Annotated in this window: 26 protein-coding genes, 2 tRNA genes and 1 pseudogene; 20 read left to right on the top strand and 9 right to left on the bottom strand. The window is 57.7% G+C overall.

The features are described 5' to 3' along the window. Positions 1-340 precede the first annotated feature (340 nt). The 3 genes from ampE to RHM69_RS25780 form a co-directional block, all read right to left on the bottom strand. Positions 341-1,177 (bottom strand): regulatory signaling modulator protein AmpE, encoded by an 837-nt coding sequence (gene ampE, locus RHM69_RS25790; protein WP_019816975.1) that lies wholly within the window; start codon positions 1,175-1,177, stop codon positions 341-343. Beyond that, positions 1,174-1,737 carry a 1,6-anhydro-N-acetylmuramyl-L-alanine amidase AmpD gene (ampD, locus tag RHM69_RS25785; RefSeq protein ID WP_014716878.1) on the bottom strand — a complete coding sequence of 188 codons (564 nt, stop codon included), beginning with the start codon at positions 1,735-1,737 and terminating at the stop codon, positions 1,174-1,176. The genes ampE and ampD overlap by 4 nt, the downstream gene beginning before the upstream one ends. Before the next feature lie 61 nt (positions 1,738-1,798). Beyond that, entirely contained in the window at positions 1,799-3,946 is a 2,148-nt protein-coding gene (locus tag RHM69_RS25780; protein WP_200599253.1) for a DUF1631 domain-containing protein, read from the bottom strand. 245 nt (positions 3,947-4,191) lie between these two features. Between RHM69_RS25780 and nadC the strand changes: the two genes are divergently transcribed. Then, complete coding sequence (nadC, locus tag RHM69_RS25775) at positions 4,192-5,040, top strand: carboxylating nicotinate-nucleotide diphosphorylase (protein WP_014716876.1); 849 nt, start codon at positions 4,192-4,194, stop codon at positions 5,038-5,040. 49 nt (positions 5,041-5,089) lie between these two features. Here nadC and RHM69_RS25770 read toward each other — a convergent pair whose 3' ends face one another. The 3 genes from RHM69_RS25770 to RHM69_RS25760 all read right to left on the bottom strand — a co-directional run bounded on the left by RHM69_RS25770 (position 5,090) and on the right by RHM69_RS25760 (position 6,098). Further along, positions 5,090-5,395: a DUF6388 family protein gene (locus RHM69_RS25770; protein WP_019816977.1), complete on the bottom strand. Its 306-nt coding sequence runs from the start codon at positions 5,393-5,395 to the stop codon at positions 5,090-5,092. 149 nt (positions 5,396-5,544) lie between these two features. Continuing rightward, positions 5,545-5,620 (bottom strand) — tRNA-Thr (locus RHM69_RS25765). A 64-nt stretch (positions 5,621-5,684) separates the two neighbouring features. Continuing rightward, the gene (locus RHM69_RS25760; RefSeq protein WP_014716874.1) at positions 5,685-6,098 is read right to left on the bottom strand and encodes a pilin; all 414 of its coding nucleotides are present in this window, start codon (positions 6,096-6,098) and stop codon (positions 5,685-5,687) included. Between the two features lie 201 nt (positions 6,099-6,299). On the opposite strand from RHM69_RS25760, the gene RHM69_RS25755 reads away from it, so the two are divergent. From RHM69_RS25755 to yacG, 4 genes are read left to right on the top strand one after another with little or no spacing between them, the layout of a single operon-like run. After that, positions 6,300-7,508: a type II secretion system F family protein gene (locus RHM69_RS25755; RefSeq protein WP_019816978.1), complete on the top strand. Its 1,209-nt coding sequence runs from the start codon at positions 6,300-6,302 to the stop codon at positions 7,506-7,508. After that, positions 7,505-8,371: a prepilin peptidase gene (locus RHM69_RS25750; protein WP_014716872.1), complete on the top strand. Its 867-nt coding sequence runs from the start codon at positions 7,505-7,507 to the stop codon at positions 8,369-8,371. Before RHM69_RS25755 ends, RHM69_RS25750 begins: the two co-directional genes overlap by 4 nt. Next, a complete protein-coding gene (gene coaE, locus RHM69_RS25745) occupies positions 8,368-8,991 on the top strand; it encodes a dephospho-CoA kinase (protein WP_200599254.1) in 624 nt (207 codons plus the stop codon). Before RHM69_RS25750 ends, coaE begins: the two co-directional genes overlap by 4 nt. Continuing rightward, positions 8,988-9,188 (top strand): DNA gyrase inhibitor YacG, encoded by a 201-nt coding sequence (gene yacG, locus RHM69_RS25740; protein WP_003188437.1) that lies wholly within the window; start codon positions 8,988-8,990, stop codon positions 9,186-9,188. The genes coaE and yacG overlap by 4 nt, the downstream gene beginning before the upstream one ends. Here yacG and RHM69_RS25735 read toward each other — a convergent pair. Then, positions 9,185-9,400 carry a hypothetical protein gene (locus RHM69_RS25735; RefSeq protein WP_003171680.1) on the bottom strand — a complete coding sequence of 72 codons (216 nt, stop codon included), beginning with the start codon at positions 9,398-9,400 and terminating at the stop codon, positions 9,185-9,187. The two genes, yacG and RHM69_RS25735, sit on opposite strands and share 4 nt — an antisense overlap. A gap of 64 nt (positions 9,401-9,464) precedes the next feature. Next, positions 9,465-10,154: an energy-coupling factor ABC transporter permease gene (locus RHM69_RS25730; protein ID WP_014716870.1), complete on the bottom strand. Its 690-nt coding sequence runs from the start codon at positions 10,152-10,154 to the stop codon at positions 9,465-9,467. A gap of 129 nt (positions 10,155-10,283) precedes the next feature. On the opposite strand from RHM69_RS25730, the gene RHM69_RS25725 reads away from it, so the two are divergent. From RHM69_RS25725 to RHM69_RS25715, 3 genes are read left to right on the top strand one after another with little or no spacing between them, the layout of a single operon-like run. Continuing rightward, positions 10,284-10,913: a DUF1780 domain-containing protein gene (locus RHM69_RS25725; protein WP_003188431.1), complete on the top strand. Its 630-nt coding sequence runs from the start codon at positions 10,284-10,286 to the stop codon at positions 10,911-10,913. 54 nt (positions 10,914-10,967) lie between these two features. Beyond that, positions 10,968-11,141 carry a DUF3094 family protein gene (locus tag RHM69_RS25720; protein WP_014716869.1) on the top strand — a complete coding sequence of 58 codons (174 nt, stop codon included), beginning with the start codon at positions 10,968-10,970 and terminating at the stop codon, positions 11,139-11,141. A gap of 60 nt (positions 11,142-11,201) precedes the next feature. Beyond that, positions 11,202-12,500: an NAD(P)/FAD-dependent oxidoreductase gene (locus RHM69_RS25715; protein WP_014716868.1), complete on the top strand. Its 1,299-nt coding sequence runs from the start codon at positions 11,202-11,204 to the stop codon at positions 12,498-12,500. A 192-nt stretch (positions 12,501-12,692) separates the two neighbouring features. Here RHM69_RS25715 and RHM69_RS25710 read toward each other — a convergent pair. Continuing rightward, positions 12,693-12,769: transfer RNA gene (locus RHM69_RS25710), tRNA-Pro, on the bottom strand. A gap of 242 nt (positions 12,770-13,011) precedes the next feature. On the opposite strand from RHM69_RS25710, the gene RHM69_RS25705 reads away from it, so the two are divergent. The 12 genes and pseudogenes from RHM69_RS25705 (at position 13,012) to RHM69_RS25650 (ending at position 24,024) form a co-directional block, all read left to right on the top strand. Next, a complete protein-coding gene (locus RHM69_RS25705; RefSeq protein ID WP_008437313.1) occupies positions 13,012-13,872 on the top strand; it encodes a ParA family protein in 861 nt (286 codons plus the stop codon). A 1-nt stretch (position 13,873) separates the two neighbouring features. Beyond that, a complete protein-coding gene (locus RHM69_RS25700; RefSeq protein ID WP_008437314.1) occupies positions 13,874-14,632 on the top strand; it encodes a hypothetical protein in 759 nt (252 codons plus the stop codon). After that, positions 14,629-15,330 carry a DUF2786 domain-containing protein gene (locus RHM69_RS25695; protein WP_008437315.1) on the top strand — a complete coding sequence of 234 codons (702 nt, stop codon included), beginning with the start codon at positions 14,629-14,631 and terminating at the stop codon, positions 15,328-15,330. Before RHM69_RS25700 ends, RHM69_RS25695 begins: the two co-directional genes overlap by 4 nt. Further along, on the top strand, positions 15,327-16,046 hold the full coding sequence (locus RHM69_RS25690) for an HNH endonuclease signature motif containing protein (protein ID WP_020301295.1): 720 nt from the start codon (positions 15,327-15,329) through the stop codon (positions 16,044-16,046). Before RHM69_RS25695 ends, RHM69_RS25690 begins: the two co-directional genes overlap by 4 nt. A 178-nt stretch (positions 16,047-16,224) precedes the next feature. Next, complete coding sequence (gene istA / locus RHM69_RS25685; protein ID WP_102619021.1) at positions 16,225-17,724, top strand: IS21 family transposase; 1,500 nt, start codon at positions 16,225-16,227, stop codon at positions 17,722-17,724. Next, on the top strand, positions 17,717-18,520 hold the full coding sequence (istB, locus tag RHM69_RS25680; protein WP_029241171.1) for an IS21-like element ISPsy20 family helper ATPase IstB: 804 nt from the start codon (positions 17,717-17,719) through the stop codon (positions 18,518-18,520). Before istA ends, istB begins: the two co-directional genes overlap by 8 nt. Before the next feature lie 169 nt (positions 18,521-18,689). Then, positions 18,690-19,289, top strand: a pseudogene (locus RHM69_RS25675) (nucleoid-associated protein); the annotation flags it as partial. Positions 19,290-19,322: 33 nt separating this feature from the next. Continuing rightward, a complete protein-coding gene (locus RHM69_RS25670) occupies positions 19,323-19,559 on the top strand; it encodes an Arc family DNA-binding protein (protein ID WP_008437327.1) in 237 nt (78 codons plus the stop codon). Beyond that, a complete protein-coding gene (locus RHM69_RS25665) occupies positions 19,556-21,322 on the top strand; it encodes a ParB family protein (protein WP_008437328.1) in 1,767 nt (588 codons plus the stop codon). Before RHM69_RS25670 ends, RHM69_RS25665 begins: the two co-directional genes overlap by 4 nt. A 28-nt stretch (positions 21,323-21,350) precedes the next feature. Beyond that, on the top strand, positions 21,351-22,046 hold the full coding sequence (locus RHM69_RS25660) for a DUF2857 domain-containing protein (RefSeq protein ID WP_008437329.1): 696 nt from the start codon (positions 21,351-21,353) through the stop codon (positions 22,044-22,046). Beyond that, complete coding sequence (locus RHM69_RS25655; RefSeq protein WP_019816979.1) at positions 22,043-23,344, top strand: STY4528 family pathogenicity island replication protein; 1,302 nt, start codon at positions 22,043-22,045, stop codon at positions 23,342-23,344. The genes RHM69_RS25660 and RHM69_RS25655 overlap by 4 nt, the downstream gene beginning before the upstream one ends. Beyond that, positions 23,341-24,024, top strand: coding sequence for a hypothetical protein (locus RHM69_RS25650; protein ID WP_164545322.1), 684 nt, complete (start codon positions 23,341-23,343; stop codon positions 24,022-24,024). The genes RHM69_RS25655 and RHM69_RS25650 overlap by 4 nt, the downstream gene beginning before the upstream one ends. Positions 24,025-24,039 lie beyond the last annotated feature (15 nt).

Here is a 24,039-nt window from a genome sequence, read left to right as displayed (position 1 = left end):
ACTGCTGCCGAGCAGGTCAAGGCTTTGCAGTTCGACGCGGGTGCCCTGGTATTCGCGCCACGAGTCGCGCACCAGGTAATAGTTGGTCGCCAGCATCGGCAGCAGGAACAGCACGCTGATCAGGCTGAACTTCATGCCGAAGCTCAGGCGGTTCATCAGCGCGACGGCGGGATAAAGCAAGCTCTTCACAGGTGACCTCCCCTTCTTTTATTTTTATTGAGGCGCAGGGCGACGGCAGATAGCCACTATTTGGCGCTCTATCTGTATAGCTCAATTCGAAAGGGAGTTTTGTAACGTAAGGTTAACGGCGGGAGTGATGGATGCACCCCGCCGCTATTACTCAGGGCAACACCGTCCAGATGGCAAACCCGGCATACCACAGCACTGCCGCACGTAGCAGCAGCTCCCACAGGCGATCCAGGCTGTTGATGCCATCGGCCCCCACCACGGGGGGAGGAATTTCCGCGGCGGCCAGGCCGACTTTTTCCATCAGTTGGGCAGCGCTGATGTCCCAGCTCAGCAGTTCGTGGAGCATCACCCGGCTGACCCCGACGAAATTGCCCACCAAGGCAAAGCTGGCCGCCAGCAGGCGTACCGGCAACCAGTCAAACGCGTGGCGCAATTGCGTGGCGCGCTCGGCCACCAAGGGGTTCTGGCTGTTTTCGCTGACCAGCGCCAACAGGCGGTACGCCAGGGCGGCCACCGGGCCCAGCAGGAAATACCAGAAAATCACCGCGAAAAAGCTTTGATACGCCTGCCACAGCAGGTAGCCCTGAACACGCTCCAGCAGTTGCTCGCCACTGTCGGCGCCAAGCTTGAGGTCGCGTTCTGCCACATGCTCGGCCGCTTGCAGGTCACCGCGCCGCCAGGCATCGCGAAACGGCCCCAGCCCGGCCAATAGATCGCCACGGCCCAGGCTGTAGATCACCACCAGCAAGTGCACCGGCAATGCCAACAGGCCATAGGCCACTGGCTCCAGGACCAGCAACAACAACGCCAGCAACGCCACCGGCAGCAGCACCAATACCAGCAGGATCAACCAGGGCCGCTTGCCCATGCGCGGGCTCGATTCCAGCTTGGCCAGCTCACGCAGCCATCCACCGTCACGCTGCAACCGCAGGCGCAAGGCCGAGAACTTCTCGATCCATACCGCCAGCACCAACACCAGGAAACTCATCGTTCGTGTCCTCCATCCTGCAGGGCGCTGCGAAAGCGCATCCAATCAAAAGCGGGGCCCGGGTCGGTCTTGCGACCCGGAGCGATGTCGCTGTGACCACAAATACGTTGATGGGTGATCGCGGGGTAAGCGGCCAACAGTTGGCGTGCCAGGTCGATCAACGCCGCATACTGGGCATCGGTGAACGGTAGGTCATCCGTACCTTCCAGCTCGATTCCCAGAGAAAAATCGTTGCAGATCTCGCGCCCCTCAAAGACGGAAATACCGGCATGCCAGGCCCGGTCACGGCACGAAACAAATTGCGTCACAGTGCCGTCACGTTCAATCAGAAAATGCGCAGACACCCGTAGGCTGGCAATCCCTTCAAAGTAGGGATGTTCTGAGATATCCAGGCGGTTCTGGAAAAACTCCTGCACCTTACCGGTGTTGAACTGCGCCGGAGGCAAACTGATGTTATGCACCACCAACAGCGAGATTTCGCCTTCAGGGCGCTCGTTGAAGTTGGGCGAAGGGCAATGACGAATGCCCTGGCACCAACCGCTGGCGGGGTCCAACTGCATACAGGCTCCTTGAGTGAGACGAGGTGTGACCAGTATGCCGCGTTCCACCCTGCGGTTGCGATCACTTGCCGCGATTGAGTTGCCGCAGGTCGCCCACCACGGCGGCTAGTGCACGTTCGAACAGCGGGCCATCATTCAAGGTATGCAGGGCGCCCTGCTTGAACGCCAAGGCTAACTGGCCCGCGCTTTTCTCCAGCACCTTGAGACCCGCTCGGCTGACAAAAATATAGGTATCGGCGGGCGGCATGATTGCGGTCAACTTGCAGCGCAGGTTACCGGCTTCATTTTGCAGCAACGCTACCCAGTCACCGACGCGCAACTGCTGGGCCTTGAGCAGGTCGGGGTCATCAGGGGGCAGTGGTTCGTCGGCAGCCGGCGGGCCAGCCCACAGGGCAAAAGGCTCACGGACTTCAACCAGCGCCTCACTGTCGAGCGGCTCAACATGCATGGCCTGCAACCGCAGGAAGAACTCGCGGGTACTGAAAGGATCGAACGCCGCATCGGCCAACCCACTACGCAATGCCTTGAGCAGCCCGGGTAATTGCTCGAGCAAACGCCGGCCCGCTTCGGTGTCTTCACGCAGGCCGACGCTCCAGACCAATTCATCCAGGGTACGCAGCGCCGTCTGCCACTGCAGCGAGTGTTCACCGTGCTTGAGAACGGCCACTAACAGCACCTGGCTCCAGGCCTGCTGTACAAATTGCAGCACCGATTGCGGCAAGGTTTCGCCCACGAGCCGTCGTTTGAGCACGTGCGCCACACGCTGGCGCGCCACCTTGATATGCAGATGCTCTTGCTCGACGTCACGGGTATATCGCTCAAGGCGTTCGCTGCGCTTGCGCTCTTGGGCTATGAATTCGCTGAAGGTGGTGAGTAACTGGGAGAAAATCGTCGGGTCTTCGACGAACTCATTCAGCAAGCGCTGTACGAGTTGCTCGATACACAGGTAGAGGTTGTCCCGTGTGTGGTCATGGGGCGAACTCCAGCCGATGACGGCGCTCGCGATATCATTGAGCAAGCGCCGCGCGGGATGCTCCGCGCAACTGAACAGACTTTTGTCCAGCACCGCCACTTTCAGCAGCGGGATCTGCAAGCGAGCGATCAGCGCCTTGAAAGCGTCCGGCACACTGCTGTCATCGAGCATGAACTCGAACAGCATGGCGACCAGATTGATCACATCTTCGTCTGCTTCTTCTAACACCCGCGACTTGCCACTTTTGACACTGACCCGGGTGAGCAGCTGTTCCAGCTGGTTGCGCAGGTCGAAATCGTCCTCGCACTCCGGCTCCGGTACATATTGCTGCAGATGCGACAGCAGACGCAGCAGATCGCGGCTGACAACGGGTTGCGGTTCGGCGCTGGCTTCAAGGGTCGGGGCCACGCTGCCACGCACGGCTACCAGCAACTTCTGCAAGGCACTGAACGCTTGCTGGCCGCTTTTATCCAGCGGCGGGTCGGCCATCGCCTGGCCGGTGCAATGCTGGTGCTCCCGGGCCGCACGTCCGCCGGCTCGACGGGATGGGAGCGCCTTGAGTTCCGGCAATACGCCAGTGGCGATCAGTAATTGGTTGGCCTCGCCATACAACAAGTCTGCGTCACTGAGCACGTATTTCTCAAATAGCTTGAGCATGACCAGCTTGACGCGGATTTCCACCCCCAGGCTGCGCCCTGCTTGCAGGAAAAACTCGCACAACCGCGCCGGGCCCAATGGGTTTTCAGGATCGTCCAGGCGCCTGCCGAGCAATGCACTTACGCGCGCGTTCAACTGCCCCAGCGCCAAACCATCACGGTGATGCACACGACCGAGCATCGCCTCCAGGGCCACGGCTTTTTCCACGTCATCGGCGCCGGTGCCGGGGACCTCCTCATAAGACACCACCGGCACCAGGTGTGCCCCGCTGCACCGGGCCTGGCCAAGGTTGGCGAACGCCACGAACAGCTGCTCCATGAACACGCGCTCAAAGTTCTTGCGCTTGAGGCGCAGGTCGCGCATGGCCTCGAAAAAAATATGATGGTCGACGGTGCTACGGGCCTTTTCGGCCATTTCGAACAGGGTGTCGTCGGCGTTATCGAACAGTTCCTGCAAGCCTTGCTGCAGCTGTTGCGCAGCCTTGTCACGCACCTGCAGCAACACCACCGGCAGGCGCGCGAGCGGCGATGGCGTGGCCTGCGCCCTGTTGATAGGCACCACCTTCCCGTCATTGTGCATCCTGGCCTCCTGAAACGGCGGTTTTGAGAGGTGGAGAGACGGAGCGCAGGCCCGGCAGGCACTGCAAATACCCGATCACCACCAAGACGTCAAAGCTATGACGCCAATTGCAAGGCGCGAGATTATCTTGCAAACGAGGGCAGTTGCGCCAGCACACTCTGACTTTGTGCGGTAAATGAGTGGCGAGCCTGGGTTAGAACGCACGCTGGCCCTATAATCGAGGCACTTTGTTTGTGGAGCCTGTTATGCCGAACCTCCGTCTTGCCGACCTCACCGCCGAAATCGAAGCCAACGTGCGCCGCGCACTGCTGGAAGACATCGGCAGTGGTGACATCACCGCACAGTTGATCCCGGCCGAACGGCTGGCCAAGGCCACGATCATTACCCGTGAGGCGGCTGTTATCGCCGGCACGGCGTGGGTGGACGCAGTGTTTCGTCAACTGGACCCTCGGGTTGCCGTGCATTGGCAGGTGGCTGATGGTGAACGGGTGAGCCCCAACCAGGCGTTGTTCCACCTTGAGGGCCCTGCCCGCTCGCTGCTCAGTGGTGAACGTTGCGCGTTGAATTTTCTGCAATTGCTGTCAGGGGTTGCCACCCGTGCGCAATTTTTGGCGGACTTTGTCGCCAGCACCCAGGTCAAGCTGCTGGATACCCGCAAGACATTGCCCGGCCTGCGTTTGGCGCAGAAGTATGCGGTGACCTGCGGCGGTTGCCACAACCACCGCATCGGGCTGTATGACGCATTCCTGATCAAGGAAAACCACATCGCCGCCTGCGGTGGTATTGCCCAAGCAATCACCGCCGCCCACAAGATCGCGCCGGGCAAGCCCGTGGAAATCGAAGTGGAAAACCTGGAGGAGTTGCGTGAAGCCCTGTCGGCGGGTGCCGACATCATCATGCTGGATGAACTGAGCCTGGACGACATGCGCGAAGCCGTGCGCCTGAACGCCGGCAAGGCCAAACTGGAAGCCAGCGGCGGGATCAATGAAACCACCTTGCTGCCTATCGCTGAAACCGGCGTGGACTACATCTCCATCGGTGCGATGACCAAGGATGTGAAGGCGGTGGACCTGTCGATGCGCCTCAGTATCTGAAAGATGCCGTAACTGTAGGAGCGAGCAAGCTCGCTCCTACAGGCTGCTTTTAAACTACAAGATTATTCATCTCGCAGTACTCTTCCCAATCGACACCCAGCACCTCGGCCGCCTCTTTGTGCAAGGCCAACCGCGCAGCTTCGAACTCTTGTGGTGTCGAGGTGTACTTGAGGGTCAGCTCCCAAGGCTGGTAGCCCTGACTCTCGGCCTCATCTTCGAATGCCCACTGAATCTGGTCGCGCTGATCGTCGGCACTCAGGTCCTTGATCTCTTCTTTAAGCTGCGGCGTGTCCTCAAGGTAGCGCTTGAGTGCTTGTTCGTGCCGAGCGGCCTGGGTCATTTCGGTCGTGGTCATGTTGTTCTCTTAGATCGAGGAATGGGAATGCATCTGGGTCTTCAAGGTTGCGCAGTTACAAAAGAGCGGGCGCAAATGCCCGGCTCACCTGGCCTTCAGAACCATTCTGGGATCATCTGAAAACATTGCCGTTGAAACAGTGGTGCCTGTGGTGCCCGAGACAGGAATCGAACCTGCGACCTTCGCGTTACGAGTGCGCTGCTCTACCGGCTGAGCTACACGGGCGGTGGGCTAAAGCTAGCACTGCATTGGGCATGCAGCAACTTGCTCGCTCACCGCCCGGCGACTGTCACGCGCCGTTGGCGCCGCAGCCCTTGGCAGCGTACTGCGGCTCTACCGTGGTGGCACAGCTCCAGCCGGTGGTGGCGCTGCGGGTCAAGGTGATGGTCTTGCCGAGCACGGGCGCGGGCGCATCGAGGATTTCACAACGCAGGGTGCCTGCGCCCGAGGCCACATCGCCTGTCACCTCGATCGCGCAGTTGGCGGTAGGGCTGGTGCCCCCGATGAGGGAAAGGGTCGGCGTGGTGCCCTGGTTGATGACGTCCTCATAGCCGGCCTTTAACGCGCTGATTTCAGCCAACCCCGCGGTGAACTTGGCCTTGGCCTGGTGCTTGGTGTACATGGGCAGGCCAATGGTGGCCAAAATGCCGATGATTGCCACGACGATCAATAACTCGATCAAGGTAAAACCTTTTTGACGCATCTCTTTCACTCTCCAGAATAGAACCATGACAAGGCACGTCCTGCGCCCCGTAGTGTGCAACGGCGCCAGTGTACTCATCCCCACGCAGTCCATCGCCTGCGAGACGCACAATCTGACATTTTATCGCCTAGCGCCAGCCTGTCCGAATCCGCCGCCTGACTAAGCTATAAATTCTTCACGACCTGGGTGCGTCAACCTCACATGAACGACACGTCGACAATTTATGCCTGGGAAGGCATCAACCGCAAAGGGCGCCGGGTGTCCGGGCAAATCGCCGGCCATAACCTTGCGCTGATCAAGCTACAACTGCGCCAGCAAGGGATCTGCCCTGAGCGTGTGCGCAAGAAATCTTATGGTTTACACATCTTCAAGACGCGAATAACGCCTGCAGATATCGCCCTGTTCACTCGCCAGTTGGCCACCTTGCTCAAAGCCGGCATCCCGCTGCTGCACGCCTTCGACATCATCAGCGAAGGCGTCGAAAACCCACAACTGCGCGAACTGGTCAAGGCGTTGAAACAGCATATTGCCAGCGGCCACCCGTTGGCCGCTGCCCTGCGTCAATATCCCCGCCATTTCGATGAGCTGTACTGCAATCTGGTGGCGGCTGGCGAAATGGCCGGCGCCCTGGAAACCCTGCTGGAGCGCGTGGCGATTCATTTGGAAAAAAGCCAACGGCTCAAAACCAGGATCAAGAAAGCCATGACCTACCCTTTCGCGGTACTGGTAATTGCCACAGGGGTGAGCACAGTGCTGTTGATCCATGTGGTGCCGCAATTCCAGAACTTGTTCGCCGGGGTCAACGGCCAATTGCCCGGGTTTACCCTGGGGGTCATCGCGCTGTCGGAACTGCTGCAACAGGCGTGGTGGATGCTGGGGCTGGGTGTGGGCGCGGCGCTGGTTGTGGGGCGCCACGCCTACCGTACTTACCCGGGGTTTCGCCATTGGTGGGCAGCAGGTTTGTTGAAAGTGCCCATGGCAGGCAAACTGCTGCACAAATCTGCGGTCGCCCGCTACGCTCGTACACTTTCCACCACCTTTGCGGCGGGCGTCCCTCTGGTACAGGCATTGGGTTCGGTGGCCGGCGCCGTCGGCAATGGCCCCTTCAAACAGGCAATCGAACGTATGCGCCACGATGTATCCACAGGCATGCAGTTGAATCAATCGATGCATAACAGCGGCCTGTTCCCAGGCATGGCGATCCAGATGACCGCAATCGGGGAAGAGTCCGGCACCCTGGACCGCATGCTGGAAAAAGTCGCGAACCACTACGAGTCAGACGTGGATACCTTGGTCGACAACCTCACCAGCCTGATGGAGCCGCTGATCATGGTCGTATTGGGGGGGATTGTCGGCGCGCTGGTAGTGGCCATGTACCTGCCGGTGTTCCAATTGGGGACGGCATTTTGAGCCTGCTGCTGAGCGAACATCCCTGGGCGTTTGTTGGCCTGGCGCTGGTGTTGGGCCTGATCGTCGGCAGCTTCCTCAATGTGCTGGCGTGGCGCCTGCCCAAAATGCTCGAGCGGGAATGGCGTGCCCAGGCCCATGAGATTCTCGACTTGCCAGCCGAGCCCGGTGGGCCGGCCTATAACCTGATGCGTCCGAACTCCTGCTGCCCGCGCTGCAATCAACCGATTCGGCCTTGGGAAAATATCCCGGTGCTCAGCTACCTGTTGCTCCGGGGGCATTGTGCCCACTGCCGTGAGCCCATCGGCCTGCGTTACCCCCTCACCGAACTCGCGTGCGCGCTGATCTCAACCGCTGTCGCCTGGCACTTCGGCTTCGGCTGGCAAGCCGGCGCGGTGATGCTGTTGAGTTGGGGCTTGCTGGGCATGAGCCTGATTGATCTGGACCACCAACTGCTGCCGGATGTGCTGGTGCTGCCGCTGCTATGGCTGGGGCTGATCCTCAACAGTGCTGACCTGTTGACGCCACTGCCCGATGCAGTGTGGGGTGCGGTTATCGGCTACATGAGCTTGTGGTGCCTGTTCTGGCTGTTCAAGCTGGCCACCGGCAAAGACGGCATGGGCCATGGCGACTTCAAGTTATTGGCCTTGCTGGGAGCCTGGGGCGGCTGGCAGATTCTGCCGATGACCCTGCTGATGGCCTCGCTGCTGGGCGTGCTTGCCGGGCTGATCCTGCTGCGTTTGCGTAAGGCCCAGGTGTCAGCGCCGATGCCGTTTGGCCCCTGCCTGGCAATTGCCGGCTGGATTGCATTGCTCTGGGGTGGTCAAATAACCGACTTCTATTTGCAGTCTGTCGGTTTCAGATGACCACTTCTGTTGCAACACCCTGGATTCTTGGGCTCACGGGCGGCATTGGCAGCGGCAAAAGTGCTGCGGCCGAGCACTTTATCAAGCTGGGCATCGACCTGGTGGATGCCGATCACGCCGCGCGCTGGGTGGTCGAGCCTGGCCGCCCGGCCCTGGCACGCATCGCCGAACACTTCGGCAGCGACGTGCTGCAAGCCGACGGCCAACTGGACCGTGCCGCGCTGCGCAAACTGATCTTTGAGGTCCCGCAAGAGCGCCTGTGGCTGCAAGCCTTGCTGCACCCGCTGATCGCCGATGAAATTCGCAGCCACCTGGCACGCGCCCAATCGCCCTACGCGATCCTGGTGTCGCCGCTGCTGATCGAGTCCGGGCAGTACAGCATGACCCAGCGCATCCTGGTGATCGACGTGCCGCAATCACTGCAGATTCAGCGTACCCTGCAGCGCGACGGCATCAGCGAACAACAGGTGCAGGCGATTCTCAAGGCCCAGTCCAGCCGCGAAGACCGCCTGAACCATGCCGATGACGTGCTGGTCAACGATAAGGACCTCGCCTGGCTGCACGGCGAGGTCGAGCGACTGCACCACTTTTACCTTACTTTGCGTGGAGGCCGATCATGAGCCAACCCCTGACCGTCGACTGCCCAACCTGCGGTGCACCCGTGGAATGGAAAGCGACCAACCTCAACCGACCGTTCTGCTCGGACCGTTGCAAGCTTATCGACCTAGGCGCCTGGGCCGCGGAAGAACACAAGATTCCCGTGGCCCCTGACGCCGAAGATGAACTGTTTTCCGAAGACCTGCCGCCGCGCCACTAAGGGCGCATAAAGGCATATTCCTGCTGGTCGTCGAGGTTCTCTGCAAGGTATTGCAACTCGTCGGCCAGGTCTTCAAAACTGCGTACACCCTTGCTTTGCTGCACGACCGCACTGAGCATGGCCCGCAAGGTCAAGCCGGGGTCAAAACCGATTTCCTGCGCTGCATCCTGGCTTCTGCGCAACTCCTGCCGTGCCCACTCGTACACACTCATTGTCCGTGCTCCTGAAAATTTTGCAGAGCATGGACCCGCGCCGCGGCCTGGCATTTGACCTGGATCAACGCCGCGAATCGTCGTCCTTCCACGGCGCCGAGAGGTAGCGAGCGCGGTTGAACGTCTCCAGCCATTCCGGGCAAAACACCACCAGCGCGCTGATGACCATGCCGTTGATAAAGGCTTCGGGAAAGATGATCAGCCACAGGTAACCGACAAAATCTTCCAACCACTCAGGCATCGCAAAAAGACCGTCGAACCACAACAAGCCCAAGCCGGCCAACAGGCATAGCAATGCCGAGAGGGCGGCAGCAAAAAAGCCCGAACAGAAGATATACACAAAGGGGTTTCGCGGTTGCGCCCGCTCTACCAACAGCGCGCACCCTTCGGTGACCAGCACCGGCAGCACGATCAGCAGCAGGCCATTGACGCCAAGCGCGGCCAGATCCTGGCGCCCCAACAGCATCAAGCCAAGCTGGGCGGCAAAGCCACCGACGATTGCCAGCGGCCAATCCAGCAGCAAGGTCACGGCGGTCATGCCGATAAAGTGGTAGGACACGCCGGTATCGAAATCCCGTCGCACGAGCCACAGCATGAACAGCGCGAACACCGTGCCGAACAGCAAATGCTGGCGCCGACGGTCGGCAAACAGCTCCACCCATGGCGAGCGCAGCATCGCCCACATCAACACGGGCGTATACACCAGCCAGCCGAGGCCGAGCGTCTGGGGTGCCAGAACCGCTGCACTGATCACGGATGCTCTGCCTTTACCAAAAACCTCATCACACACCTCGTCCCTGGGCCTGCTCCACATCAGCATTCTACACCCGCGTTTTTAAGGCAAGACTTCCTGTGGTCATCATTTGAACGCTAAGCTGCGACTATGGATGACTCAGATTATTTGCGCCTGCTCACCGTAGCAGCCGAACAAGCCAATGCGTTTCTGTCCAATGCCCGCAAGTGGGAGCGTGAGCGTTGGGTCTGCCAGCGCCTGCTGCAAGGCTTGAACGTGCCCTACCGCGTCGAAGAGTTTCACGCTGCGGGCCAGGAGCCGCCCGACGTGTTGTTTCGCGACGCCAGCTTCGAGGTCTTTTTTGTGCTGGACGAGGGCCGTCGCCTGAACGACGAGTGGCGCGATGAGTTGCTGCGCAGGCGCAGTGCTTTCTCCTTGAGCCAACTGGTACGGCGCGAAGCCAAGCCACGGCGCATTCCCGCCCATGAATTCCTGCTGCGCCTGGCCCCCACACTGCGCAAAAAAGCCCACAACTACAAAGAACGCGGCATGGACCTGGGGGAGTTGGACCTCATTGCGTTTACCAGCCTCAAACGCGAAGTGCTGGACCTCAACAGCCATTTTCCGCCGCCGACCGAATACCTGCGCCAAGGCTGGCGCTCGCTGTCACTGGTGGGGCCAACCTTTGCCAGGGTGCTGTTTGCACATCCCGACGCGCCGGACTTCTTGCGCAACAACCTGGGCCGCAGCATAGTGTTTGATGTCGGCATCAGCCTTTGATGCCCCTGGCTGTAACGTGGCGCCCCTTTGCAACGTCTACCTGACGAGGCCTTTATGACCAGCCGCCTGAAACCCGATGACCAAGAGCGTGTCGAAGAGTACCTGCGACTTACCCAGCACAGAGTCGAGCGCAAGCCTTTCCGGCCGTGGCTGCTCCTCTGCGTGGTGCTGGTCGTGGTAATCGGGCTCGGTGCGCTGAGCCGCCTATTGAGTTACCTGACGCTATGAGCCGCCTGGCGCTCGCGAGGGTAACTGCTCCGATTTCTTTTAGCCTTGCGAGATATCCCTATGACCCATCGTATTATTATCGTCGGCGGCGGTGCCGGCGGCCTGGAGTTAGCTACCCGCCTGGGTAAGACTCTGGGCAAGCGTGGCAAGGCCAGCATCACGCTGGTCGACACCAACCTGACCCACATCTGGAAGCCGTTACTGCACGAAGTGGCGGCCGGCTCACTGAACTCCTCTGAAGACGAACTCAACTATGTTGCCCAGGCGAAATGGAACCACTTCGAGTTCCAGCTAGGGCGCATGAGCGGGCTTGACCGTGAGCAGAAAAAAATCCAGCTGGCCGCAACCCTCGACGAAGAAGGCCGCGAACTGGTGCCTGCCCGCGTGCTGGGCTATGACAGCCTGGTGATTGCGGTAGGCAGCACTACCAACGACTTCGGCACTGAGGGCGCAGCGCAACATTGCCTGTTCCTCGATACCCGCAAGCAGGCCGAGCGCTTCCATCAGCAACTGCTCAACCACTACCTGCGCGCCCATGCCGGACAGACCGACGCCGTTGAACAGATCAGCGTCGCCATCGTGGGCGCCGGTGCCACCGGGGTCGAGCTGGCCGCCGAGCTGCATAACGCCGCCCATGAACTGGCTGCCTATGGCCTTGACCGTATCAAGCCAGAAAACATGCACATCACCCTGATCGAAGCCGGCCCGCGGGTATTACCTGCACTGCCGGAGCGGATCGGTGGGCCAGTGCACAAGACCCTGGAGAAACTAGGGGTGACGGTACTGACCAACTCGGCGGTCAGTGAAGTAACTGCCGACGCCTTGATCACCAGCAGCGGCCAGGTGATTCCGGCCAGCCTCAAGGTCTGGGCGGCCGGTATCCGCGCCCCCGGTTTCCTCAAGGACATCGACGGCCTGGAAACCAACCGCATCAACCAGCTGCAAGTCCTGCAAACCCTGCAAACAACCCGCGACGAAAATATCTTCGCCTTTGGTGATTGCGCCGCCTGCCCGCAGCCGGGCACCGACCGCAATGTACCGCCACGGGCCCAAGCGGCTCACCAACAGGCCTCATTGCTCGCCAAGTCGCTGAAGCTACGAATCGAAGGCAAGGAGCTGCCGACCTACAAGTACACCGACTACGGCTCGCTGATCTCGCTGTCGCGCTTTTCCGCGGTGGGTAACCTGATGGGCAATCTGACGGGCAGTGTGATGCTGGAAGGCTGGCTGGCGCGGATGTTCTACGTGTCGTTGTACCGCATGCACCAGATGGCGCTGTATGGGTTCTTCCGCACGGCGATGCTGATGCTGGGCAGCAAGATCGGCCGCGGCACCGAGCCACGCCTTAAATTGCACTAACAACCTGGTCTCGAAGGAGGCCTGGCAAATGTGGGAGCGGGCTTGCTCGCGAATACGGTGGTTCAGTCACAGATGTACTGACTGACACAGCGCATTCGCGAGCAAGCCCGCTCCCACTTTATTTTGCGGTGAATTCAGAATTTGCGAGCACAAAAAAAATCCCCGTATCTTTCGATACGAGGATTTTTAATATGGTCGGGGTAGGGGGATTCGAACTCCCGACATCCTGCTCCCAAAGCAGGCGCGCTACCGGACTGCGCTATACCCCGGTAATAAAAAGGCGACCTTTCAGTCGCCTTCTTCGATCAGCGCTTTTGGCCTCTGATCTTAAGATTCGATTCCAGCGTTAACTGGTCTCAAAAATGGTGGGTCGTGTGGGATTCGAACCTACGACCAATTGGTTAAAAGACAATTGGTTTTAGTGCTTCATAGCCCAGGATCGTGTTCGCTACACATAGCTGTTTCCGTGGCCTCGCAGCCTCTAATGAACCCACATTAGAGGCTCCAAACCATGAAAATCTCTGCGGTCGTTTCGACCAAAGGCGGCGTAGGCAAAACTACCATCGAGGCCAACCTCGGCGCTTTTTGTGCGGATGCAGGCCTGCGCGTGCTCATGATCGACCTAGATCCTGCACAGCCTTCGCTCTCCTCGTATTACCAATTGGTCGATGAAGCTCAAGGAGGCATCTACGACCTGCTGGCATTCAATATCACCGAATCAGCCAAGATCATATCCAGCACCACGATACCAAACCTGTCGCTTGTCATTTCCAACGACATCAACAACCAACTGAACAGCCTGATCCTGCAAGCACCTGACGGACGGTTGCGACTCGCCAACCTGATGCCGGGCTTCAAAGATCATTTCGACCTGGTACTGATTGACACCCAAGGCGCCAGGTCGGCAATGCTCGAAATGGTGGTCCTAGCCTCTGATTTGGTCATATCCCCACTTCCGCCCAATATGCTCGCTGCACGGGAGTTCAGCCGGGGATCCATGCAGATGCTGGACGGCCTGCGCGCCTATGGGCGCCTGGGCATGAAAATCCCTCCTGTGCGGATCGTCGTCAACAATCTCGACCAAACCACCGACGCGCAAATGATCGAGCAGTCGGTACGGGAAATTTTCCAGGACAATGACGAAATCAACGTTCTGGAATGCGTCGTCCCCTCCGCAGTGGTGTTTCGTAACAGTTCATCCCTGGGCGTCCCAGTACACCGCTTGGAATACAGACAGCCTTCCAACCGCATATCCCCTGCAGCCCTTGTCGTGATCCGCCAATTGGCCATTGAGCTTTTTCCAGAATGGCGTGACCGCTTCGAGGCCATGACCGAGGAAAAGGTAGCTAACTTGGTGAGGGAGGGTCGTTGAAATGGCGAAGCCCTCCATTACCGACGCCCGCAGTATTACTGCAAACCTCATCCTAGAGGTTGGCAAGTACTACAGCGCTCAGCAATTGCGCAGCTTGCAAGCCAAGCTCAGTGGAACCGCACGAGAAATCCGAGCCCTGACAAGCGGTTACCAATTACCCGGTCGGATTGGCGCTCAGTTGAGCGTTGACCAGCTTCAGCTTTTGCAGGACGCCGCGAAGCTTATCGAGTCAGTGAACTCGAACATTAAGCACGCGAAGGAAAAGCGCGGCCGCGACGAAAACCAAGCCAAACGCCGTCAGCAAAGTCGATATGCCGAAGCCAAACGCCTGGTAGCTGAAACATATTTAGAACCCTTTGCTCCTGAGCCAACGGCTTTGGACCCTCTTCTAGATATTCTTAAAACAGCGCTGACGCTTAATCGAGCAGACGTTTTCAGGAATGGTTATTCCCCTAGGGAGTTCAATCTCAGGCTCCGTGATTACCTGTCGCCTGCCAGAACTCGAAAGCTCATTGGCTGGACCAGCCCAAGTGCTTTTTGGATAAGCACGGTTCTCTCTCTTCGTAATGACGTTGTGCAAGCTGTTGAGCAAGAGATTGCTTACGACGATGGGTCAAGTGTTCAAGACCGCCTTGATGCCCTGAAACAGAAGGTTGCGGACTGCCTTGCCCGGACTCACCTCTCTGCTGATGAGGAAGAAACACTTCGCCTGTGGTCAGAGGCGCTCTCCCCCCGCCTCCAACAGGAAGGGGGTGAATGATGGACAAGCAAAAAGTCCTCAGCAAGGTCGCCAAACTCATGGCGCTGGCCAAGTCACAAGGCGCTGCCCCAAACGAAGTGGAAATTGCACTTCGTCAAGCTCGCCATTTGATGAATCAGTACAACTTGGAACACACCGAAGTCGCTGCCCATACAATCGAAGAATCCATTGTGGGTACCAAAACCCGTCGGGCACCGCAGGATTGGCTGCACAACCTGGCCTCAATCTGTTCCCAAGCCTTCGATTGCAGCCACTTGGCGTATTTCAATCCGCTACTTGGCTGGTCCTTCAAGTTCTTGGGGAAAGGTATTTCACCCGATCTGGCAGCTCACACCTATTCAACGCTGCATCACCAGCTTGTCGCAGCCCGACGAGCTCATGTTGCCCAGCAGAAGCGCTGCCAACTGAAAACCAAACGTCACCGCGGCCAACTGTTTGCCGAGGGCTGGCTCAATGCCGTCGCCTCTAAGGTGAACCAGTTTGCAGGTGGGATAGACGAAAACACTGCGCTGGAGATCCAAGCCTACCTGGAATGGCATCATCCAAAACTAACGCTAGCCATTATCAAGCCCATCGAAGCCAAAGGTCATGACACCCGCTCTTTGCAAGCGGGATGGGACCAGGGCAAGCATGCCAGGCTGCATCGTGGTGTCGGACAGCAGTCACAAGGAGCCCTTGGGCATGGAGGGAGCCAATGAGAACTCATTCGCTTTCACCTTTGGCCATGGCGGCGCTGGAACAAGCCAGATCCCAACTTGGGCTTGCCCCGGTTCACAAACACCATGTTTGGAGTGAGGCAGAAGAGCGCTCGCTCATTGCCCGCTATCCCAATGAACCGACTCAGGTCCTAGCCGCCGAATTGGGGCTCAGCGTCTATCAGGTCTATGCCAAAGCCAAACGGCTGGGCTTGAGCAAAAGCGCCGAGTTTCTTCGCAGTAGTCTCTGTGGCCGGCTTGACGGCAAGTTGGGCGCAGAATTCCGCTTTCCCAAGGGATCCGTCCCATGGAATAAGGGCCTTAAGGGGCTCCCCTCCTCTGGCCGTATGACTCAGACGCAGTTTAAGGCCGGCAATAAACCGGGGAACTGGCTGCCTATTGGCAGCCTGCGCACAACTCCTGACGGTTATCAGCAGAAGAAAATCACCGATACCGGTTACCCACCCGTTGACTGGAAAGCCGTGCATGTACTGCTTTGGGAGGAGCATCACGGACCAGTCCCTATAAACATGTGCGTGTGCTTCAAGGACGGCAACAAGGCCCATATAGCCCTGAATAACCTGGAGTTGCTGACGAGAGCAGAACGTATGCGTCGGAACACCATTCATCGGTATCCGGAAGAGCTGAAATCCGCAATACGCGCTATCGGCAAACTCAAACGCACCATCCGGGAGGTTGAACATGAAGAACAAGATTGAAGATCTACGTAATCACCTGTTCGTCGCGATCGAGAGCCTCCTGGACCCAGAAAGACCAATGGATGTTGCCGCTGACCGAAAACTGACCCAGTAGAGGCTCTTCTGCCGACTGAAAACTGACCCAGGTGTTCAACTGCTTCTGCTCACTTTTCGAGCAGGAGAACACAGGGTGATCAGCATGGAAATGTTGGGAAAAATCCGGCGGATGTACTTCCGCGACAAGCTCTCGCTGCATCAGATAGCCAAGCGTACCGGGCTGTCGAGAAACACCATCCGAAAATGGGTCAGAGCGCCCGAAGCCATTCAGCCAGCGTACCAACGGTGCGCAACCTTCAATAAGCTCAGCCCTTTTCACGAGACCCTGGAGCAGGCGCTCAAGGCCGATTCGTTCCGGCCAAAACACAACCGCAGGAGCGCCAAAGCACTTTTTGAGCAGATCAAAGCCGAGGGTTATGACGGCGGTTACAGCCAGCTCACGGCGTTTGTGCGCTCTTGGCGAGGCGAGCAAGGCAAGTCTTTACGCGCTTTTGTACCGCTGACGTTTGCGCTCGGTGAGGCCTTTCAATTTGACTGGAGCGAAGAAGGTCTGCTGATCGGTGGTCTTTTTCGACGTATCCAGGTCTCCCACATGAAGCTGTGTGCCAGCCGCGCATTCTGGTTAGTTGCGTACCCCAGCCAAGGCCACGAGATGCTGTTTGATGCCCACACCCGTTCGTTTGGAGCGTTGGGTGGTGTGCCGCGTCGCGGCATCTACGACAACATGAAAACGGCTGTCGACAAGGTCAACAAAGGCAAAGGGCGCACGGTCAACGCCCGGTTTTCCGTGATGTGCGCGCACTATCTGTTCGATCCGGACTTCTGCAACGTGGCCTCTGGCTGGGAAAAAGGCATCGTCGAAAAGAACGTTCAGGACAGCCGGAGGCGAATCTGGCTCGATGCTCAAAACTGTATGTTTCACACCTTCGAGGAACTGAATGTCTGGCTCGGCCAACGTTGTCGGTCGCTCTGGAGCGAACTGGTGCATCCGCAGTACAACGGGCTGACGGTGGCCGAGGTCTTAGAGCTGGAGCAGGTCGAAATGATGCCAATGCCGACGGCATTTGATGGCTACGTCGAGCGTACCGTGCGGGTCTCCAGCACCTGCCTGATCAGCGTGGCGCGAAATCGCTATTCAGTGCCATGTGAGCGCGTCGGCCAGTGGGTCAGTAGCCGTTTGTACCCTTCGCGGATCGTGGTCATTGCTGACGAAACGGTGATCGCCAGTCACGAGCGCCTCTTTGATCGAGATCAGGTCAGTTTTGACTGGCAGCACTACATCCCACTCATCGAACGCAAGCCTGGTGCATTGCGCAACGGTGCGCCATTTGCTGATCTGCCAAAACCGTTACGGCTTCTCAAACGAGGACTGAGGCGTCACACCAACGGTGATCGAATCATGATGCAGGTACTGGCTGCTGTGCCAATTGCGGGGCTCGAACCTGTGCTGGTGGCGGTGGAGCTGGTACTTGAATCGGGAAGTCTGAGCGCCGATCACATCCTCAATGTCCTTGCCCGCCTGACCTCCACCGCACTACCTCCCAGTGTAGAAACCAGCCTGCAACTCAAGGTCGCGCCTGTTGCCAATACAGCACGCTACGACCGGCTCCGTGCGACCGATGAGGAGAATCGCAATGCGTGACCTAATGACTGAACTCAAAGAACTTCGCCTGCACGGCATGGCCAGTGCTTGGGAAGAACTGGTCTCTCAAGGAACAGCGTCGACGGCTTCATCGAAATGGCTGCTGGAACATCTGCTTCAGCAGGAACATGCGGATCGCGCGGTGCGCTCGGTGAATCATCAGATGAACATGGCAAAACTCCCCATGCACCGTGACTTAGCTGGCTTTGACTTCAGCGCTTCCAGCGCTGATGCCCGGCTGGTCAGCGATCTATCCAGCTTAGCGTTCACTGAAACGGCGCAGAATGTCGTGTTCATTGGCGGCCCTGGAACCGGGAAAACACACCTGGCCAGTGCCTTGGCTGTATCCGGAATCACGGCCCACAACAAACGCGTGCGCTTCTTTTCCACGGTGGATCTGGTGAATCTGCTGGAGCGTGAGAAGTACGATGGCAAGGCAGGGCGAATCGCCCAGGGACTGCTTCGCACAGACCTGGTGATACTGGATGAGCTGGGATATTTGCCCTTTAGCCAAAGCGGCGGTGCCCTGTTATTTCACCTGCTGTCCAAACTGTACGAACACACCAGCGTGGTCATCACCACCAACCTCAGCTTCTCGGAATGGTCGAGTGTGTTTGGCGACGCCAAGATGACCACCGCGTTGTTGGATCGGCTGACACATCACTGCCACATCGTCGAAACGGGCAACGAGTCCTACCGCCTACAACACAGCACCTTGGCCGCCCAGACAAAGATCAAGTCACGGGAACGAAAGCGCAAGGACGGAGATGATGTCGAGGACGATGAGCCATTTTGATCCGCACCATAAATACCCTGCTGCATGCCTACATGCGGTGGGGGTTGATGCGTCTTGAATCGGCCCACTGCTGCTAAGCTTATCCACAATTGCTGGGACAGAAATCAGCAATCCGTCCTGGGTCAATTTTCAATCGGCAGGGTGGGTCAGTTTTCAATCAGCGCCAACAGATCTGGACGTCACTCCTTCACGCCACCTGGACGTTGGCCAGTTGCACCTGGCAGCGCGTATCAACTTGTCCGAGTGGCAGAACAACAAGCAATCCAAGCAGTACATCTCGTACATCAAAGGCAAAAACGGTAAGAAGATCTCGGGGTATTTCAGCGACTTCATTGGCTGCATGGAAGGCGTCGACGGCCCGGGCGAAACCCGCGCCCTCCTCAAGGCGTTCAGCGACTTCGTTGAAAACGAAGACCTGCCAGACGAATCGGCCCGCGAGAAAACCAAGGCCCTGGTGGACTACGCCACCAGCCAGGCCAAGCTCGGTGAACCCATGGGCCTGGAGGAACTGTCAGGCTTGATCGATGAAGATCGCCCCAAGGCGTTCTACGACCATATCCGCAATAAGGACTACGGCCTGTCGCCGGAAATCCCCCTGGATAAACGCACTCTCAACCAATTCCGTCGGTTCACCGGCCGTGCCGAAGGCTTGTCCATCAGTTTTGAAGCGCATCTGCTAGGGGACAAGATCGAGTACGACGAGGCGTCCAATTCATTAGTCATCAAGGGGTTACCTACCCAACTCACTGATCAGTTGAAACGTCGCTGAACACACTTTCTACCCTAGGCATCGGAGCCCACCATGAGTAACAAACCACAGCGTCTGCATGAAGAAAAATTCGTTATTCGCCTGCCCGACGGGATGCGCGAACGCATCGCGTTGGAAGCACGTGAAAACGCCAGGTCGATGAACTCAGAAATTGTTTATCGGCTGGAGACAACTGCCGAACTTGAAGCTGCTCTGGATCGTGCTTTGAAAATCATTGACCAGCTTTTGGCGGCAAGCCCGGCTTATGAGCAGCCAGGAGCCAGAGTATGAAAGCGTCTTTGGCCCAAACCATGAAAGATAAGCTGTTGCTGCCGGCGTTTGAATCGAAGTCGCCGGTGGCAGCGCGAATGAGCGACCCCATCGTCGATACCCCCATGCTGTTGACTCTCGACGAAACGCTGCCGTATGACGAAAACCCAAGGACGACTCGTAACCCGAAGTACGATGAAATTAAAGAGTCGATACGAAATCGGGGACTCGATACGCCACCTCCCGTCACTCGTAAACCTGGGGAAGATAAGTACCGGATCCGCAACGGCGGCAACACTCGCCTGGCAATTTTAAACGAGTTGTATCGTGAGACCGGCGACGAGAAGTACTTCAAGTTTCACTGCCTATTTCGACCCTGGGACGCCGTTCGGGGCGAAATCATCTCGCTCACCGGCCACTTGGCTGAAAACGACCTCCAAGGCCAGCTCCTGTTCATTGAGCGGGCTATTGGGGTCGACAAAGCGAGAGCGCTGTATGAAACAGAGGCAGGGGAGTCTATCTCATTACGTGAGCTTTCACGGCGGCTGTCAGCGGATGGCTACCCGGTCTCCGCGTCTCACTTGAGTCGTATGCACGACACCATTCGGTACTTACTGCCAGCAATTCCAGGCGCGCTGTACTCTGGACTGGGAGTAGACAGAATCATAAAGCTTCTGTCTTTGCGCAAAACAGCTCTTCAGTGCTGGGATCGCAATTATCAAGAGCAGGAGCAGCACCTTGATTTCGATACGCTTTTCCAAGATGTACTGTCCCAGTTTGAGGGCGACGCTGAAGAATTTCTATTCCAGCGATTTCAGGACGAACTGATAGATCACCTTAAAAAGCCGCTGAACCTCGGCTACGAGCAAATACTGTTGGAAATCACTCAGAACCAGGACCAATTGCGCCGGTCTACGCCGGTTCTTGAGCTGCCACAGTACCCTGCATCGCAATTTGAGGGGGGGACTCAACTTAACGTTTCGAACAATGGCATTGAGGCTAATCAGAACCCTCTACAACTACCCCCTACTACTTCGGGGGGCAGCACACATAAGACGACGCCCTCCAAAGAGAGTCCTTCACCTCAAGGGGTGCAACAGCAACTGGCCCCAACTCCGCAGGAGCAAATGAGCCCACAAGAGCGCCAAGCACGTATCGATGGGCACGTTGCGAGCCCTGTGAAGACTTCTCCCAGAGTCGACAAGATGAAACGGGAGCTCGCTGCGCTTGACGGTGAGGTCTTGCCCGACTTCGCCTCCAATGCCTTGGTGGCCATCCCTGTTCAAGCTGGCGGACTCAATCCCATTTCTGACCTTTGGTACATCGAACGCGAAATAGACAATACCGCGACCCTGCGTCAGCACATCGCTCAATTGGCTCGCGAAATAGCCAGCTCGGTCAAAGCCCCAGGTCAATTTATCGATATCGATGGTGGCGTCGGGTTCAGCTACCGACACCCCGAAGCGGAAGTCGAAATTACTGCCACAGCCCAACATACCTTGACGCTGCTCCAGTCTTTGAGCGGCTCGATGGCCATCGTACTGAAAATGATTCAGCAGCAACCCAAGCTTCAAATCGACGCGTTGGCTGACTTTGAGTTCGCAGCCGGACTGGGCCAGATCTTACTGGGCCAGCCTCACACAAAAGATCAGCCCCCTGAAAGTGAATGCCGTCTCAGCGACGGCGCTCTAGTGAAGCTGTTCCGCATTATTCGTCTCGCAAGACGTTTGATTGACCTGGAAATCCAGTCAGTCGCCAACAACGGTCCGAATTCAGCCAGTTAACACACGGACTCTACAAGGGGGAGTCGTCATGTCCAAGACACCAATAAATGAAGCAATCCTGTCACAGGTGCTTCATCACATGCGTAATGGCCAACTTCGGCGCTGCATCGAAATGGGCCTGGAGCCAGAGATATTGGCTCAGCTCCAACAACCTTCAGTACTGAGCTTGCTGCTTAACACTCCCGTGTCTTGGTGCAACGTCACCATTGATGGGGACATGGTAAAAAAACTACTGTCAGGCGCGCAGCGTTCTGATGAAGAAGTGCGCATGATTGAACGTGCGCTGCGACTTGGCGCGACCACTCAAATGCTGCAACAGTTCTTCGGGCTGTCTCCGCAGGATGTGGCCCTTCAACGCCTAATGATCGGCGTGACGGCACGTCGTGGCCGTTGGCGCGAATTCAGTGAGGAGATGGACGCTCAGCTTTGGTACCGATGGACGCACCTAATGCAAGAGCATCAGGTAGAGCTTGGCGACAGTCTCGCGTTGCTGGACATCGCCATGTTGGTCGCCGAGGAACTCAATGCTCCACAGGATACTAGCCCAGATGAGACCCACGAAAACCTCAGCCTGGCCATCATCTGGCATCGCATTCAGTCCTGGATAAAGGAAGGGCTTTACCCTCCTGCAAACCCTGGCCTTCCGAGAAGGCTACAGCTTGTGTCTTCTCAACGACTTGCACAGCCTGCAGCGACATCGGTGGAAGGTGACTCTGTATTATGAGGTTGTCTCGGCTTCCCTTGTCGACGCTTTTAGACTCGGCCTCGGGTCACCTTGAAGCTCATTTGCTTCAGAAAAAAGAGTCGGCGCCTCCGGGGATTGAAGGGTCTTCCCCCTACTCCGGAATTATTTTCAGCGGGAACCCACACGAAACGGTTCCTCGCCGATTGCTTTTGGATGATCGCTTAACCCCGCTTGAAAGAAACACCTGGCAGGTATTTCGCCTACTGATCAATGACGACGGCCTTACGGCGTTCCCTACCTATGACCAACTGCGGCCATATTTGGGTATGCAACCCGGTAGGCCTGCCTCGCGTGAAACTGTATCAAAAGCATTAGTGACCTTACGTCTCACCCGTTGGCTTAGCCTGGGGCGACGGGTGCGCAATGATCTGAGTGGACAAGTGCAAGGCAACGTCTACCTGCTTCACGACGAACCGGTCACACCGGCCGAAGCTATAGAGTTCGACAAGGACTACTTGCAGCTACTCGCGCAGTCAATGCAGCACCAGACCAAGGTGATTCGCGAAGTGGCAGAAATTGCCTGGAAGGAATTTGCAGCTGATCCTGATGTTGGCCAACGCTTACCTAGCAGGCTGGACATCATCGAATCCCGCATGAATAGCCAGGCCTGGACCAAAGCGCAGGCTCCAGTCGTTCTTAAAGCGACTGAGTTCGGAATCCGAACTCAGCAAAATATAGCTCTATCTCCACTGAGTTCGGATACCGAACTCAGTGAAAAAGGCGAAGAGCGAATCGCTTTGGAGCAGAGTTCGGATGCCGAACTCAGCCGTAAATCACTGAGTTCGGACTTAGTTCGGCATCCGAACTCATATAGTACGTATACAGATACACACAAAGATGTTTGTAAAAGCTCTGTACATGTACCGCCCACACCAAACGACATCGCTGCCGATTTGCTCGGTGCACTGCATCGACTACCGGTCGAGCAAAAACAGAACGCGGTCCTGGCGCTGCAAAAGGTTCCAGCAGAGTTGAAAACCGCGCTCATCAAACAATGGGTCCACCGCTGTGACTCGGGAGGGGTCCGAAACCCGCTTGGATACTTAATGACGCTCGTCGGCATGGCCGTTCGCGGCGATTTCAACAGCCAATGGAACCCTGACGACAAGGCAAAAGCGAGCCCCGAGCGTCAAGACGCTTCAGCCCCGCCAGAGGGCGCAGAGCAGCCGACGAAGACGCTAACGCAGACGCGTAGCCCTGAGTCGATACAAACCGCAAAACACACACTCAGCGGAATGCTGCATCTGCTGAAGCCTAATCGGGGTACACATCCATGATGTCAGGTGGACAACCAGAATATCGTGGTAACGCGGCCCAGAGCGAAGCGGTCGTGACCGGAATCTGTGCCAGCTACACAGCAAGTGTTGCGGCCCGCAACACCCTGACAGGAACCGAAATACGCCGCGGCCGCCACGCAAGTGACTCGGCCCAAATCACTTGCCCAGGATCCGGCATTCGTGCCAGCGACACGGCAAGTGTTGTGGCCCACAACACCCTGACAGCATCCGGCACCGGAGGTGGCCGCCATATAAGTGGTGCGGCCCGCACCACCTTGGCAGGATCCGGCATCCGTGCCGGCGACACGGCAAGTGTTGTGGCCCACAACACCCTGACAGCATCCGGCACCGGAGGTGGCAGCCATATAAGTGGTGCGGCCCGCACCACCTTGGCAGGATCCGGCATCCGTGCCGGCGACATGGCAAGTGTTGTGGCCCACAACACCCTGACAGCATCCGGCACCGGAGGTGGCAGCCATATAAGTGGTGCGGCCCGCACCACCTTGGCAGGATCCGGCATCCGTGCCGGCGACATGGCAAGTGTTGTGGCCCACAACACCCTGACAGCATCCGGCACCGGAGGTGGCCGCCACGCAAGGGATTCGGTCCGCACCGGCGAGTTTCAGCTCTTCCTATATAGAAGCCTCAACAAATCCCCTTCCATCGGGCTACGTATTTAATGCTGCGTCTCCTAT

The sequence above is a fragment of the Pseudomonas sp. CCI1.1 genome, assembly GCF_034348165.1.
Taxonomy (GTDB): Bacteria; Pseudomonadota; Gammaproteobacteria; order Pseudomonadales; family Pseudomonadaceae; genus Aquipseudomonas; species Aquipseudomonas paracarnis.
Note: the sequence above shows the minus strand (reverse complement) of the source record. Positions and strands in the feature narration are given on the sequence as shown.